At 64.6% G+C, this 12,886-nt stretch carries 11 protein-coding genes; 3 read left to right on the top strand and 8 right to left on the bottom strand.

Going from position 1 to position 12,886, the window contains the following annotated elements:
- Nucleotides 1-19: 19 nt before the first annotated feature.
- From P6U31_RS10740 to P6U31_RS10775, 8 genes are all read right to left on the bottom strand, one after another.
- A complete protein-coding gene (locus P6U31_RS10740; RefSeq protein WP_407188222.1) occupies nucleotides 20-1,255 on the bottom strand; it encodes an ABC transporter substrate-binding protein in 1,236 nt (411 codons plus the stop codon).
- Nucleotides 1,256-1,294: 39 nt separating this feature from the next.
- Entirely contained in the window at nucleotides 1,295-2,776 is a 1,482-nt protein-coding gene (locus P6U31_RS10745; RefSeq protein WP_407189817.1) for an ATP-binding cassette domain-containing protein, read from the bottom strand.
- Entirely contained in the window at nucleotides 2,776-3,702 is a 927-nt protein-coding gene (locus tag P6U31_RS10750; RefSeq protein WP_407188224.1) for a branched-chain amino acid ABC transporter permease, read from the bottom strand. The genes P6U31_RS10745 and P6U31_RS10750 overlap by 1 nt, the downstream gene beginning before the upstream one ends.
- A gap of 1 nt (nucleotide 3,703) precedes the next feature.
- On the bottom strand, nucleotides 3,704-4,579 hold the full coding sequence (locus tag P6U31_RS10755; protein ID WP_407188226.1) for a branched-chain amino acid ABC transporter permease: 876 nt from the start codon (nucleotides 4,577-4,579) through the stop codon (nucleotides 3,704-3,706).
- 421 nt (nucleotides 4,580-5,000) lie between these two features.
- A complete protein-coding gene (locus P6U31_RS10760; RefSeq protein WP_407188227.1) occupies nucleotides 5,001-6,101 on the bottom strand; it encodes an NAD(P)/FAD-dependent oxidoreductase in 1,101 nt (366 codons plus the stop codon).
- A gap of 10 nt (nucleotides 6,102-6,111) precedes the next feature.
- Nucleotides 6,112-6,933 carry a calcium-binding protein gene (locus tag P6U31_RS10765; protein ID WP_407188228.1) on the bottom strand — a complete coding sequence of 274 codons (822 nt, stop codon included), beginning with the start codon at nucleotides 6,931-6,933 and terminating at the stop codon, nucleotides 6,112-6,114.
- Nucleotides 6,934-7,020: 87 nt separating this feature from the next.
- Entirely contained in the window at nucleotides 7,021-7,296 is a 276-nt protein-coding gene (locus tag P6U31_RS10770) for a hypothetical protein (protein WP_407188229.1), read from the bottom strand.
- A gap of 314 nt (nucleotides 7,297-7,610) precedes the next feature.
- Nucleotides 7,611-8,834 carry an SMP-30/gluconolactonase/LRE family protein gene (locus tag P6U31_RS10775; RefSeq protein ID WP_407188230.1) on the bottom strand — a complete coding sequence of 408 codons (1,224 nt, stop codon included), beginning with the start codon at nucleotides 8,832-8,834 and terminating at the stop codon, nucleotides 7,611-7,613.
- A gap of 320 nt (nucleotides 8,835-9,154) precedes the next feature.
- Between P6U31_RS10775 and P6U31_RS10780 the strand changes: the two genes are divergently transcribed.
- From P6U31_RS10780 to P6U31_RS10790, 3 genes are all read left to right on the top strand, one after another.
- A complete protein-coding gene (locus P6U31_RS10780; RefSeq protein WP_407188232.1) occupies nucleotides 9,155-9,418 on the top strand; it encodes a hypothetical protein in 264 nt (87 codons plus the stop codon).
- Between the two features lie 437 nt (nucleotides 9,419-9,855).
- Entirely contained in the window at nucleotides 9,856-11,418 is a 1,563-nt protein-coding gene (locus tag P6U31_RS10785; protein ID WP_407188233.1) for a 2-isopropylmalate synthase, read from the top strand.
- 283 nt (nucleotides 11,419-11,701) lie between these two features.
- A complete protein-coding gene (locus tag P6U31_RS10790; protein WP_407188235.1) occupies nucleotides 11,702-12,706 on the top strand; it encodes a TRAP transporter substrate-binding protein in 1,005 nt (334 codons plus the stop codon).
- Nucleotides 12,707-12,886: the final 180 nt, after the last annotated feature.

Here is a 12,886-nt window from a genome sequence, read left to right on the forward strand (position 1 = left end):
GAGCGCCCGGCGGCGGGTGTTATTGCGACAGCTTCACGAAGTTCGGAAACTTCAGCTTGCCTTCGGCGATCCGCTCGGGCCAGACCACGACCTGCTTGGAGTCCTGCCATTGGAAGACGAGGCCGGTCACGGTGCCGGGCCCCGACTTGATGCCATGGGTGAACTCGTCGTTCTTGCCATAGAACTGGATCTTGCCGATCGTGCCCTCATAGTCGGTCTTCTCGAGCTCGGCCACCATCTTGTCGGGATCGGTCGAGCCGGCGCGCTTGATCGCGTCGGTGATCATGTAGACCTCGTCATAGGCAGTGTAGCCGGTATAGGCCGGAGGATTGCCGTACTTCGCCTTGAACGCAGCAGCGAACGGTTTCGTCTTCGAGGTCACCGCAACATCCGGCGTCGCCACCGCAAGGGAGGGGATGCCGTCGGCGGCGCCATTGGTGTCCTTCCAGAAGGTCGGGCTCAGCGCCTGCGCGCTGATGCCGAACATCGGGATCGGCACCTGCTGGTTCTTCCACTGCACCGTCGGCTGCACGCCGACATGCGAGATGCCGGTGACGATCACGTCGGGCTTCTTGCTCTCGATGTTGTTGAAGATCGGCGTGAAGTCGGTGGTATCGGGCGAGAAGCGGACGTGTTCGACGACCTTGAGGCCCGCCTTGGGCAGGCACGCCTCATAGCCGACGTCGAGCGGCTTGGTCCAGGCGGCGTCCTCGCTCATGATCGCGACCGTCTTGAACTTGAGCTTGTCGACCAGAAGCTCCTTGGCGGCGTCGCAGACGAGCTGGGCCTGCGCGGCCGAGGTCAGATAGCCGTGGAAGGTGTACTTGTTCTTCTCATAGTCGTTATGGATCGCTTTGGTGATCTCGTTCGAGGCGGCGCCCGGCGTGATCAGCGGCATCTTCAACCGCGCCGCCCATGGCTCCAGCGCCAGCACGACCTCGGAGATATAGCTCGCGATCACGGCCGAGACCTTGTCCTCGCTGACGGCGCGCTGGAACGCGCGCACGGAATCCGCCGAGGAGCTCTTGTTGTCATAGGTGACGATCTCGACCTTGCGGCCGAGAATGCCGCCCTTGGCGTTGATCTCATCGGCAGCGATCTGCGCGCCGCCCGGCGTCGCCGCGCCGGCGATCGCCTGCACCTCGGCGATGACGCCGATCTTGATCGGATCGTTCGACTGGGCGTAGGCGGGGGCCGCAAGGCACAGCGCCAGCGCCGAGGCGAGCAAGCTGCTGCTGAGAACTGAAGATCGCATGGTCGTTTCCTTTCCAAGTTTCTTGTTGATGTCGAAGACTTACAGAAAATCGGCGCCGGCTTCCGCGGCAAAGCGGCCGGGATCGCCCTCCCAGACGATCCTGGCATGCTCCAGCACATAGACGCGGTCGGCGTGGGGAAGCGCGAAGGTCACGTTCTGCTCGCCGAGCAGCACCGTGATCGAGGTGGTCTGCCGCAGCTTGGTCAGCGCCTTGGACAGTTGCTCGAGGATGACGGGGGCAAGCCCCAGCGTCGGCTCGTCCAGGATCAGGATCTGCGGCTGCATCATCAGCGCGCGGCCGATCGCGAGCATCTGCTGCTCGCCGCCGGAGAGTGTCTGCGCCATCTGGCCCTGACGCTCCTTCAGAATCGGAAACAGCTCGAACAGCCAGGCGAGCTGCGCGGCGCGCTTGTCGTCGGACAGATGCTGGCCGCCGAGATCGAGGTTCTCCCGCACGCTCATCTCGCCGAACAGCTCGCGCGATTCCGGGCATTGCACGAGGCCGCTGCGCGCGATCCTGGCCGGGCTCGTACCGCGCAGCGGCTGACCACCGCGTATGATCTCGCCGCTATAGGGCAGGAAGCCGGAGATGGTGTTGAACAGCGTGGTCTTGCCGGCGCCGTTAAGGCCGACCACGGAGACGAACTCGCCCTCATGGACGTGGATCGAGACGTTCTCCAGCGCCTGCGCCTTGCCATAGAACACGCTGACATTCTCGACCTGGAGCAGTGGCACCTTGTCCTTGAAGCTAGTCTCGGGCCGCGCATGGGTCTCGATGGCGCCGCCGAGATAGACCCGGCGCACGGTCTCGTTCTTCATGACGTCCTCGGCCTTGCCGGTGACGATTTCCTCGCCGAGATACATCGCGAGCACCCGGTCGACCAGAGCTGCCACGCTCTTGACGTTGTGGTCGACCAGCATCACCGCGCGGCCCTCGTCGCGAAAGCTGCGGATCAGGTCGGAGAAGATGTCGACCTCGGCCCGCGTCAACCCGGCGAAGGGTTCATCCACCAGCACGACCTTTGGATCACGCGCGATAGCCTTTGCGAGCTCGAGCCTTCGCAGATCGGCGAAGGGCAGCGTCGGCGGGCGGCGGTGCATCACATTCCCTAAGCCCACGCGGTCGGCGATCCATTTGGCGCGCTCGACCAGGGCCTTGTCCGGGAACAGCATGAACAGGCTGTCCGGCAACAGCGCGACCAGGATGTTCTCCAGCACGGTCTGCCGGTTCAGCGGCCGGGAGTGCTGAAACACCATGCCAAAGCCCTTCCGCGCAATCTTGTGCGCGGGCAGGCCGGCGACATCCTCGCCCTCGAAGATCACCTCGCCCGAGGTTGGACGCTCGATCCCCATCACGCTCTTCATCGCGGTCGATTTGCCCGAGCCGTTTGGTCCGATCAGGCCAAAGATCTCGCCGCTGTTGACCTCGAAGCCGAGGTTCTTCACCGCCGTCAGGCCGCCGAAGCGCTTGGTCAGCCCGCTGACCTCGAGCACGGCGCGGTTTGAAAGCCTCATGTCCATCACGAACGAGCCTCGCGCGAGAGGGCCGCCCCCAAGAAGCCGCCGGGGAAGAACAGCACGACGAGAAGTGCGACCGCCGAGACGATGAAGGTCGCAAGCTCGCCTGTGGGACGCAGGAACTCGCCGGCCACGATCAGAAAGATCGCGCCGAGCGCCGCGCCGAGCACGGTGCGGCGGCCGCCGAGCACGGCCGAGACGATCACGTTGACGCCGACCGCGACGTCGACGACGGTGCCGACCGAGGCGGTGCCGAAATAGAACACCAGCAGCGCCCCCGACAGCCCCGAGAAGAACGCGCTGACGATGAAGGCGGCGAGCTTGTGCTTGACGATGTTGAAGCCGAGCGCGCCGGCCTGCACCGGATCCTGGCCGCTCGCCTGCAGCACGAGTCCAACAGGTGATTGCGACAGGCCGTAGAGGATGGCGGCCGAGATCGTCATGAAGCCGAGCGCGATCCAGTAATTCGTGCCGGCATTGATGCTGATGACGTCGGGGATGGTGAGGCCGATCTCGCCGCCGGTGAGGTCGGCGAACACGACGACGAAGTTCTGCAGCATCAGGACCGCGACCAGCGTGGTCAGGCCGAAATAGGGCCCGCGCACGCGTAGCGCCGGCAGCGCCAGCACGAGGCCGGCGATCACCGAAGCCGACGCGCCGAGCACGATGCAGAGATAGACCGACCAGCCGAGCTGGGCATTGAGGATGCCGGCGGTATAGGCGCCGACGCCGATCAGAAAGGTGGGCCCGAAATTCACTTCGCCGGCGAAGCCGAACAACAGATCCCAGGCCATCGCGAACACGCCGAAATAGAAGGCGACCGTCAAGAGCCCGAGCACATAGCCGGAGACGTAGAGCGGCAGCGTGGCTGCGATGACGACCAGCGCCAGCGAGATGAAGAACAGGCGGGAGTTGAAGAAGGTGGGCATCTCAGCGCCTCCCCAGGAGGCCTTGGGGCCGGATGTACATCACGAACACGAGCAGCAGCAGCGCCGGGATGGTGCGATAGGCCGGCGAGACGAGATATGCCGTCAGCGTCTCGAGATAGCCGACCACGAAGGCGGCGATCAGCGAGCCGGAGACGCTGCCGAGGCCGCCGAGCACGACGATCGAGAACGCGCTCGCCGTCAAGGGGCCCACACTGTACGAGCTGACACCGAGGAACATGCCAAGCAGCACGCCGGCGATGCCGGCGAGAACCCCGTAGATCGCCCAGACAACGATGTAGATGTTGGTGAGCTCGAGCCCGAGCAGCGTAACGCCGCGCGGGTTCATCGACGCCGCCAGCACGGCCTTGCCGGTACGCGTGCGGTTCACCAGCAGCCACAGCAGCGCGATGACGAGGCAGCACACGATCGCGGTGAAGATCTCGTTGCGCGGCGTGCGCACGCCGAGGATCTCGACCACGCCCTCGACGATCGGCAGCACGGTCTTGGCGTTGTTGGTGAAGAAATAGGCGATCAGCTCCTGGATCATGATGCCCCAGAGCAGCGTGCCGGTGAGGACGAAGATCTCCTTCTCCTCGTTGGGTATGCGGCGGGAATCCTGGATCGGCTTCACCACTGCGAAATAGGTGGCAAACGCGGTCAGGAGGGCGACACCGACCCCGATCAGCGCGCCGGCATAGGTGCCGACGCCAAGCACGCTGGCTGCGGCCCAGGCCGCCACCGCTGCCGCGACCATGATGGCGCCGTGGGAGAGGTTGAGCACGCCGGAGACGCCGAAGATCAGGGTGAAGCCGGTGGCGCCGAGCGCGTAGAGAGCGCTGATGGCAAAGCCATCGATCAAAATCTGGAAGACTCGCATTGATGATTGGCCGGGCAGTGTGGCTGCCGCTTGGAGGGAAAGGTGCTGCGCATACCCGCCAAGCGGACAACCCTCCGGGCAAGGCCCAGATGCCGTTCCGAGCAGTTCGCAGGCAGGCTGGATGGGGAGCTCGGGAGACTGGCGTCAATCCTGACGACGTCCTCCGGCGCGCCGATCACGGCGGCGTCGAGCGAATTCGCAATGCAGCAGAGAGTCTTTTCTTCATGTTGTTTCTCTCCTTGAATGTAGCCTCTTGTGAGCTATTGGGGCGCAACTATAGCGGCGAGGACACTCTCGGCAAGTGAAACTGCATTCAGGATCGTGAGGGCGAACTAAAGTCTAGCGCCGTGAAAATAGAGAGCAGGGCAGTCATGCAGATTTCGGCGACGCCCATGCACGTGGGCGCCCGGCATGCCTTGCGTCAACGCGCGTGCAGCAGCGACGGATCGAGCGGCTCGAGCCGGGCAGGATCAAACGGTGACAGGTCGATCTCCGTCGTTCCATCGGCGATCAGCTGTGCCAGGGCTTCGCCGGTGGCGGGCGCGTTGAGAATGCCCCAGACATTGTGTCCGGTCGCGACATAGAGGCCCTCGCTCTGCGGCACTTTGCCGATCAGCGGCAAGCCGTCCTGCGTCACAGGACGAAAACAGGCCTGCCGCGCGATGATCCGCGCAGGCGCGAACAGCGGCGACAATCGCTCGCTCATGGCTTGCAGGCGCGCGATCGCGTCCTGATCGGGCACGACGGCGGCGGGATCGAGCGGCAGCGGCGCGATATCGGACAGCGCGGTGATGTGGGTGCTGCCGTCGGCCCGCGGGAAGACTTCGATCGATATGGCGCCGCCGTCGTCTTCGTGCTCGAGGAACAGCGCCTCGGCCGGCACATCGGTGCCGGTGTCGTACACGATGCTCGGGCTGCGCTGACCATAGACGGCGGGCAGGCTCATCCATTGCGCGGCGAGCAGCGACCATGGGCCCATCGCGATCACGACGGCATCTGCCTCGATGACGCCGCCTTCGACCTCGACGCCTCTCGCCGCGATGCCGTCCGCGGCTCGCAAGATCGCCGTGATGCGGGCGCGACGAAGCTGCGCGCCTTGCGCGAGCGCCGCGTCCATCACTGAGGAGGTGAACTTGCGGGGATGCACGATTGCGGTGGTCTCCTGCGTGCCGATACGCTGCGCGATGACGACGCCGTTGGCGAGCCAGCCGAGCGTGGAGGGCAGATTCCGCCGTGCGTCGCCATCGGGAGCAACGAAGCCGCTATAGGCGGTCATGGGCCGATGGCCCCAATCGCCTGGGATCTCGCCGGCCAGTTGCGCATGAAGTGCGAAGCTGCGTCGCGCCAGCGCATCGAGTGGCGTGCCGACGCACCAGTCGCGCGTGAGGAAGCCGCCGGCCTTTCCTGAGGCTGCCGCCGCCACCTCGGTCCGTTCGACTACGATGACGTCGATGCCGCGGCGGCGCAGAAACCAGGCGATGCAGGCGCCGATCACGCCGCCGCCGCAGATCACAACGCGCATGGTCTGTTTCCTAGACGATGAAATCCCCGGCACGGAGATCGGCAGCATGGACCCCCTCCAGCGTGACCGTATCACTGGCCGTGAGGTGGATCACGGCATTTCCGGAAGCGTCGTCGCTGATCAAATTCTTCAGCGCTGCCCAGTCCGCAAATCCGTAGCTCTGCACGTCGATGAGGTCGTGCTCTCGCGCCGTGCTGCCCGCCGCCTTGTTGCCCTGATCGAAATCGTTGATCACGTCCTGGCCGGAGCCTTTGTCGAACACGAACAGATCGTTGTTCGGTCCGCCCCAGAGCTGGTCATTGCCGCCGCCGCCGTTCAAGAGGTCGCGGCCGCCGGTGATCAATCCGTCCCCGCCTGGGGTGTAGATTTGGGCATCGCCATATAGCCAGTCGCCGCGCTCGCTGCCCACGAGGATGTCGTTGCCGCCATGCGCGCTGCCCGACATGTTCGCGGCATCTCCGAACATGGTGATCGACGTCGAGTCGGGATCGCCATCAACGGTTGCGATCAGCACGTCGTCGCCGCCGCGGGCGTCGTCGCTCATGTAGTCCGCGTCTCCAACCATGAACGCGCCTCCGGATCGCGCTTCGGTGCCAATCGTATAGATGAGAATATCGTTGCCCCCACGTGCCTCGCCGCGCATGTCGATGAGTGCATCGCCGGAGATCGATGCGGCGCCATAGACCCCGGACTGGGTGACGTTGATGATGTCGTTGCCGCCTCGGGTATCGTCGTTCATGGTGGTGCCGGCGTCGCCGACGAACGTCCCATACGCCCTGTCTCCCATCGTGCCCGTGAGGACGTCATTGCCTCCGCGCGCTTCTCCCGTCATCGCCATCTCGGCGTCGCCGAAGAGAGAGGTGGTCGTATAGATGGAATCGGTGGCGTCGACGTCCAGGACGTCATTGCCGCCATGGGCCTAGCCGGACATCGTCCGCGCGTCGCCGTCGACGGTTACGTAAACGCCGAAGCCCGCGACATCGGCGACGAAATGGTCATTGCCGCCGTGCGACTGCCCCCGCAAGTCCTCATCGTCGCCGACTAGCAGCAGGGTGCTGGGCCCGCCATCGACTGTCGCGATCATGGTGTCGTTTCCACCGCGCCCGTCGGTCGCCAGACCGGGGTCGCCGAATACGAGCACGAGCTCCTCGCTTCCGACGTGGGTGATGATCGTGTCGTTTGGCATATGGCGCATCGCGCAACTCCCCAGTTCAAGTCAGGCGCGGACCGCGGCGGGTATCGTGTCCCGGCGCCACGCTGCGTCACGCATCATCGTTGGTTTGATGGCGGAGATTGGCCCGCGATGCAGCTTGATTGCGGCTGCGGAACCGGGCCGGAGCGAGCGCGTCGCCTAGCTGTCATGAAACGTGAGGTCGCCTGCATGTTTGCGGCGAATGCGTGCTGCAGAAAGCAGCAGGCGCCGGCGGTTCGGGCCGGCGCCCCTACTGTCTTAGTGCCGCAGGATGGGCAAAGCGCCGTGCCCATCCTCGATCGCGGTGCACTCTTAGGTCAGCCCGGTGCCGCGCCTTGCGTCGCCGTGAACACCGCGTAGAGCGATTGGCTCGCGGCCATGAACAGGCGGTTGCGCTTGGGGCCGCCGAAGGTGATGTTGCCGCAGACCTCCGGCAGGCGGATGCGGCCGAGCAGCTTGCCCTCCGGTGACCACACCGTCACGCCGTTATAGCCGACGGCGCGACCGGCATTGCTGGACGCCCAGACATTGCCGTTGACGTCGCAGCGCACGCCGTCCGGCCCGCACTTCACGCCGTCGATCACGCAATCGCTGAACTTCCTGGGGTTCGAGAGCTTGTTGTCGCCGCCGACGTCAAACACGAAGATCTCGCCCTTGCCGCCGGGGCCGGTGTCGCCCGGACCTTTTCCGGTCGAGGCGATGTAGAGCTTCTTGTAGTCGGGGGAGAAGCACAGCCCGTTCGGATCGGGCACCTGCTCCTCGGTGACGACGAGATCGATGCGGCCGGAGGGATCGATGCGATAGCAATTGGTCGGCAGCTCGCGCTTGCCGGGCACGAAGCCGGCCGGCTGTCCGATCCGCGGATTGAGCTTGCCGCCCGCATTGCTCGGCCCGCCCGCGACGTCAGGCTCACCTTCGTAGAGCTGGCCGCCATAGGGCGGATCAGTGAACCAGTAGCTGCCGTCGGGATGCGCGACCACGTCGTTCGGCGAGTTCAGCTTCTTGCCCTGATAGGAGTCGGCGAGCACCGTGGCGGTGCCGTCGTGCTCGTAGCGCGTCACACGCCGCGTCAGATGCTCGCAGGAGAGCTGGCGGCCCTGGAAGTCGAAGGAGTTGCCGTTGGAGTTGTTCGAGGGGGAACGAAACACGCTGACGCGGCCGTCATCCTCGCTCCAGCGCATCTGCCGGTTGTTGGGAATGTCGCTCCACAACAGATACCTTCCTTGCGCGCTCCACGCCGGACCCTCGGCCCACAGCAGGCCGGTGTACAGGCGCTTGATCGCGGTGTTGGGCTGGGCGAGATCGTTGAAGGAGGGATCGACCGCGATGATGTCGGGGTCCCAGAAATAAGTGGTCGGCGCGCCGTGAGGGCTGAAATCGCGCGGCGGAGTTGTGATGGTGGTCGGTGGTGCAACGGGTCCGGTCTGGGCCAGCGCGGGGCCCACCCCGGTCACGGTGGCCGCGGCGCCGAGGGCAAGCCCCCGGACAAGGGTTCGTCGTGAAAGCGCAGCATCCTGTTCACGCTGCTCTTGGCGTGTCATGGCGTCCTCCCGATCATGTTCGCTGGCCGGTTGATCCGGCCGAGCAAGCTGAGGTTAATCCGGTCCGCGTCCTGTTGCGAGGGGAGGAATCGCGTGGGCGCGATGGCGGGTCGCAATCCCGTCATCTTCGAATGCGTCCGGGCTGGGCGCGGTTCGCGTCCGTCTTGCGTCATTTGCACGGCTCGAAAATGGTCCGCGGGCGCGAGCGCATATTTGCGTGCGACAAAGCGCGGCACGTCACACATTCGGTCCGGCTCAAGCCATGATTTCGCACCTATTGCTGCGCAGAAACCGTGCGGGGGCGACGAACGGAGTTGAACGTGGCTGGCGTCATCGTATTGATCGTGTTGCTGGGGATCGCGTTCGCGGCCGGCTATTTCACGCGTGACTACATCTCCAACAAACGACGGGCGGAAGCCCGCCGCTGGCGCGAATATGCCGAGCCGGATTGGCTGCCCGCCAACGCGCCCGCCAACACCAACGAGATCGCGAGCGCGATCACGGCGATCCCCGTGGTCACCGGCGAGCTCGGCCAGATGCTGGACCGCTGGGAGACCAGGGCCCGCGCCCGCCGTGCGGGGTAGGGGGCGGCGTGGAGAGACGGGCGCAGCCCGCTCTGGAGCCCCCGGGGCGCGGCGCAGCAAGGCCTCAACCAGGTCAGCTTCCCTGACCATCTTTTGGCGTTGCAGTTGCGGCCATTTCTCGTCTAGAAACGGGCCACTGAGCCTCCCGGCAACCAACCGTCAACGGTTTTGGCCGAGCATTTGAGGGCTCAAAAGGGTCCGGCAATGCTGATTCGTGGCCAAATCGAGGGGATTTCGGGGGAGGTGGCTCTGGCCGCCGCCACGATCCTGGCCGCGCTGCCCACCCTGCTTCTTGGCGGGCTTCTTCTTAGCTGCCCCTGAGGGCCGGCTGGGCGCCATGCGCCTGGGCGCTCAGGGGCTGGTCGAGATCACCGGACACCTCAAGCGCCAAGGGACTAATGGTCTGAACGGCGCAAAAGCTCAAAAGGAAATTTGAAATGGCCACCGTGAACAAGTCCGAGAAGGACCGCGTCATCATTTTCGACACCACGCTGCGCGACGGCGAGCAGTGCCCCGGCGCCACCATGACCTTCGAGGAGAAGCTCGAGGTTGCCGAGCTGCTGGACGATATGGGCGTCGATGTCATCGAGGCCGGCTTCCCGATCACCTCCGAAGGTGACTTTCAGGCCGTCAGCGAGATTGCCCGCCGCTCCAAGAACGCCGTCATCGCCGGCCTGTCGCGCGCCCATCCCGCCGACATCGACCGCTGCGCCGAGGCGGTAAAATTTGCAAAACGCGGCCGCGTCCACACCGTGATCGCGACCTCTCCGCTGCACATGCGGGTTAAGCTGAACAAGACCCCCGAGCAGGTGATCGAGACCTCGGTCGCAATGGTCGCGCGGGCCCGCAACCAGATCGACGACGTCGAATGGTCGGCCGAGGACGGCACCCGCAGCGAGATGGATTTCCTGTGCCGCATCGTCGAAGCCGTGATCAAGGCCGGCGCCACCACGGTGAACATTCCCGACACCGTCGGCTACACGGTGCCGGAGGAATACACCCACTTCATGAAGACGCTGATCGAGCGCGTGCCGAACTCGGACAAGGCGGTGTTCTCCGTGCACTGCCACAACGATCTCGGCATGGCGGTCGCCAACTCGCTGGCCGGCATCGTCGGCGGCGCGCGTCAGGTCGAGTGCACCATCAACGGCATCGGCGAGCGCGCCGGCAATGCAGCGCTCGAAGAGATCGTGATGGCGATCAACGTGCGCAACGACAAATTCCCCTACTGGAACAAGATCGACACCACCCAGCTCACCCGCGCCTCGAAGCTGGTCTCGGCGGCAACCTCGTTTCCCGTGCAGTACAACAAGGCGATCGTCGGCCGGAACGCGTTCGCGCATGAGAGCGGAATCCACCAGGACGGCGTGCTGAAGGACGCCTCCACCTACGAGATCATGCGGCCGGAGATGGTCGGCCTGAAGCAGTCCTCACTGGTGCTGGGCAAGCACTCCGGCCGCCATGCCTTCGTGCACAAGCTGGAGGAGATGGGCTACAAGCTCGGTCCGAACCAGCTGGAAGATGCGTTCACGCGGATGAAGGCGCTCGCCGACCGCAAGAAGGACATCTACGACGAGGACATCGAGGCGCTGGTCGACGAGGAGATGGCGGCCTCCCACGACCGCATCAAGCTGACCTCGCTGACCGTGATCGCCGGCACCCATGGCCCGCAGCGCGCGACCATGAAGCTCGACGTCGACGGCCAGATCAAGATCGAGGAAGCTGAAGGCAACGGTCCGGTGGACGCGGTATTCAACTGCATCAAGCGCCTAGTGCCACACGAGGCCAAGCTGGAGCTGTACCAGGTCCACGCCGTCACCGAAGGCACCGACGCGCAGGCGGAAGTATCGGTGCGGCTGTCGCAGGACGGCCGTTCGATGACGGCCCGCGCAGCGGATCCGGATACGCTGGTGGCTTCCGCCAAGGCCTATCTCGGCGCGCTCAACAAGATCGTCATGAAGCGCCAGCGCGACACGGTGACGACGGCGGCGGCGAGCTGACGCTGCTTGCTTCGCCTCTCCCGCTTGCGGGAGAGGCTGACACGCGAAGCGTGGCGGGTGAGGGTTCTCTCCATACAGGGAATGTCCCGATGCGGAGACACCCTCTCCCCAACCCTCTCCCGCCAGCGGGAGAGGGGGCGCAGCGTCGCTTATGGCATTCACCATGAATACCAGCCCTGCTAACGGCCAATAGCAGCGCAAGCCGGTGGCCTATATGGATGCTGTCGGCATGAAGATCGGCTGCCCGTGCGCTGGGTGGCCCAATAACCAGCAGGGAGAGACTATGCGCACCTTCGCGATCGCCGCGTCCATCGCGGCACTGGCATTCGGACTTGCAGGTCCGGCATCGGCCCAATCGCCGATCATCATCAAATTCAGCCACGTCGTCGCCACCGACACGCCGAAGGGCAAGGGAGCGGAGAAGTTCAAGGAGCTGGCCGAGAAGTACACCGGCGGCAAGGTCAAGGTCGAGGTCTACCCGAACTCGACGCTGTACAAGGACAAGGAGGAGCTCGAGGCGCTCCAGCTCGGCAGCGTGCAGATGCTGGCACCGTCCAACTCCAAGTTCGGACCGCTCGGCATCCGCGAGTTCGAGGTGTTCGATCTGCCCTACATCCTGCCCGACCTCAAGACCCTGCGGAAGGTGACGGAAGGGCCGCTCGGCACGCGGCTGCTCAAGCTGCTGGATGCCAAGGGCATCACCGGCCTTGCCTATTGGGACAACGGCTTCAAGCAGATGAGCGCCAACAAGAAGCTGATCGCGCCCGCCGACTATCAGGGCGTCAAGTTCCGCATCCAGTCCTCGCGCGTGCTGCAGGCCCAGTTCAAGGCGCTCGGCTCGCTGCCGCAGGTGATGGCGTTCTCGGAAGTCTATCAGGCGCTGCAGACCGGCGTGGTCGATGGCCAGGAGAACACCTGGTCGAACATCTATACCCAGAAGATGCACGAGGTGCAGAAGTACATCACCGAGACCAATCACGGCTATATCGGCTACGTCGTGATCGTGAACAAGAAGTTCTGGGACGATCTGCCGGCCGACATCCGCGATCAGCTCACCAAGGCGATGAAGGAAGCGACCGACTACAACAACGCACAGTCGCAGAAGGAGAACGAGGACGCGCTTGCCGAGATCAAGAAGAGCGGCAAGAGCGAGATCATCAAGCTCACGGCGGAGCAGAACGAGGCAATGCGCAAGGCGATGGAGCCGGTCTACAAGGACGCCGCAGGCCGCGTCGGCCAGCCGCTGATCGACGAGTTCCTCAAGGAAGCCAAGAGCGCGACGAACTGATCGTTTCGAACGATGAAGCAAGGCTTCCGTGCGCTCGGCACGGAAGCCTTTCTGTTGCGGATGATATCCGATTGCTGCCGGAGGTAAAATCGCGCCTTACATCTTGGTAAGGACGCGCTCCCTGTCCAAGTTGTAAGTTGCTTGCCAGCCGCCTCGCGCGCATCTTCACGGACATCCTTC

The sequence above is a fragment of the Bradyrhizobium centrosematis genome (assembly GCF_045571495.1).
GTDB classification, from domain to species: domain Bacteria; phylum Pseudomonadota; class Alphaproteobacteria; order Rhizobiales; family Xanthobacteraceae; genus Bradyrhizobium; species Bradyrhizobium centrosematis.

Coding starts and splice junctions, on each gene's coding strand:
- P6U31_RS10760 (WP_407188227.1), bottom strand. CDS start 6,101: ATGCGCGTTGTGATCTGCGGCGGCGGCGTGATCGGCGCCTGCATCGCC.
- P6U31_RS10755 (WP_407188226.1), bottom strand. CDS start 4,579: ATGCGAGTCTTCCAGATTTTGATCGATGGCTTTGCCATCAGCGCTCTC.
- P6U31_RS10740 (WP_407188222.1), bottom strand. CDS start 1,255: ATGCGATCTTCAGTTCTCAGCAGCAGCTTGCTCGCCTCGGCGCTGGCG.
- P6U31_RS10745 (WP_407189817.1), bottom strand. CDS start 2,776: ATGGACATGAGGCTTTCAAACCGCGCCGTGCTCGAGGTCAGCGGGCTG.
- P6U31_RS10765 (WP_407188228.1), bottom strand. CDS start 6,933: ATGACGGGAGAAGCGCGCGGAGGCAATGACGTCCTCACGGGCACGATG.
- P6U31_RS10770 (WP_407188229.1), bottom strand. CDS start 7,296: ATGCGCCATATGCCAAACGACACGATCATCACCCACGTCGGAAGCGAG.
- P6U31_RS10785 (WP_407188233.1), top strand. CDS start 9,856: ATGGCCACCGTGAACAAGTCCGAGAAGGACCGCGTCATCATTTTCGAC.
- P6U31_RS10750 (WP_407188224.1), bottom strand. CDS start 3,702: ATGCCCACCTTCTTCAACTCCCGCCTGTTCTTCATCTCGCTGGCGCTG.
- P6U31_RS10775 (WP_407188230.1), bottom strand. CDS start 8,834: ATGACACGCCAAGAGCAGCGTGAACAGGATGCTGCGCTTTCACGACGA.
- P6U31_RS10790 (WP_407188235.1), top strand. CDS start 11,702: ATGCGCACCTTCGCGATCGCCGCGTCCATCGCGGCACTGGCATTCGGA.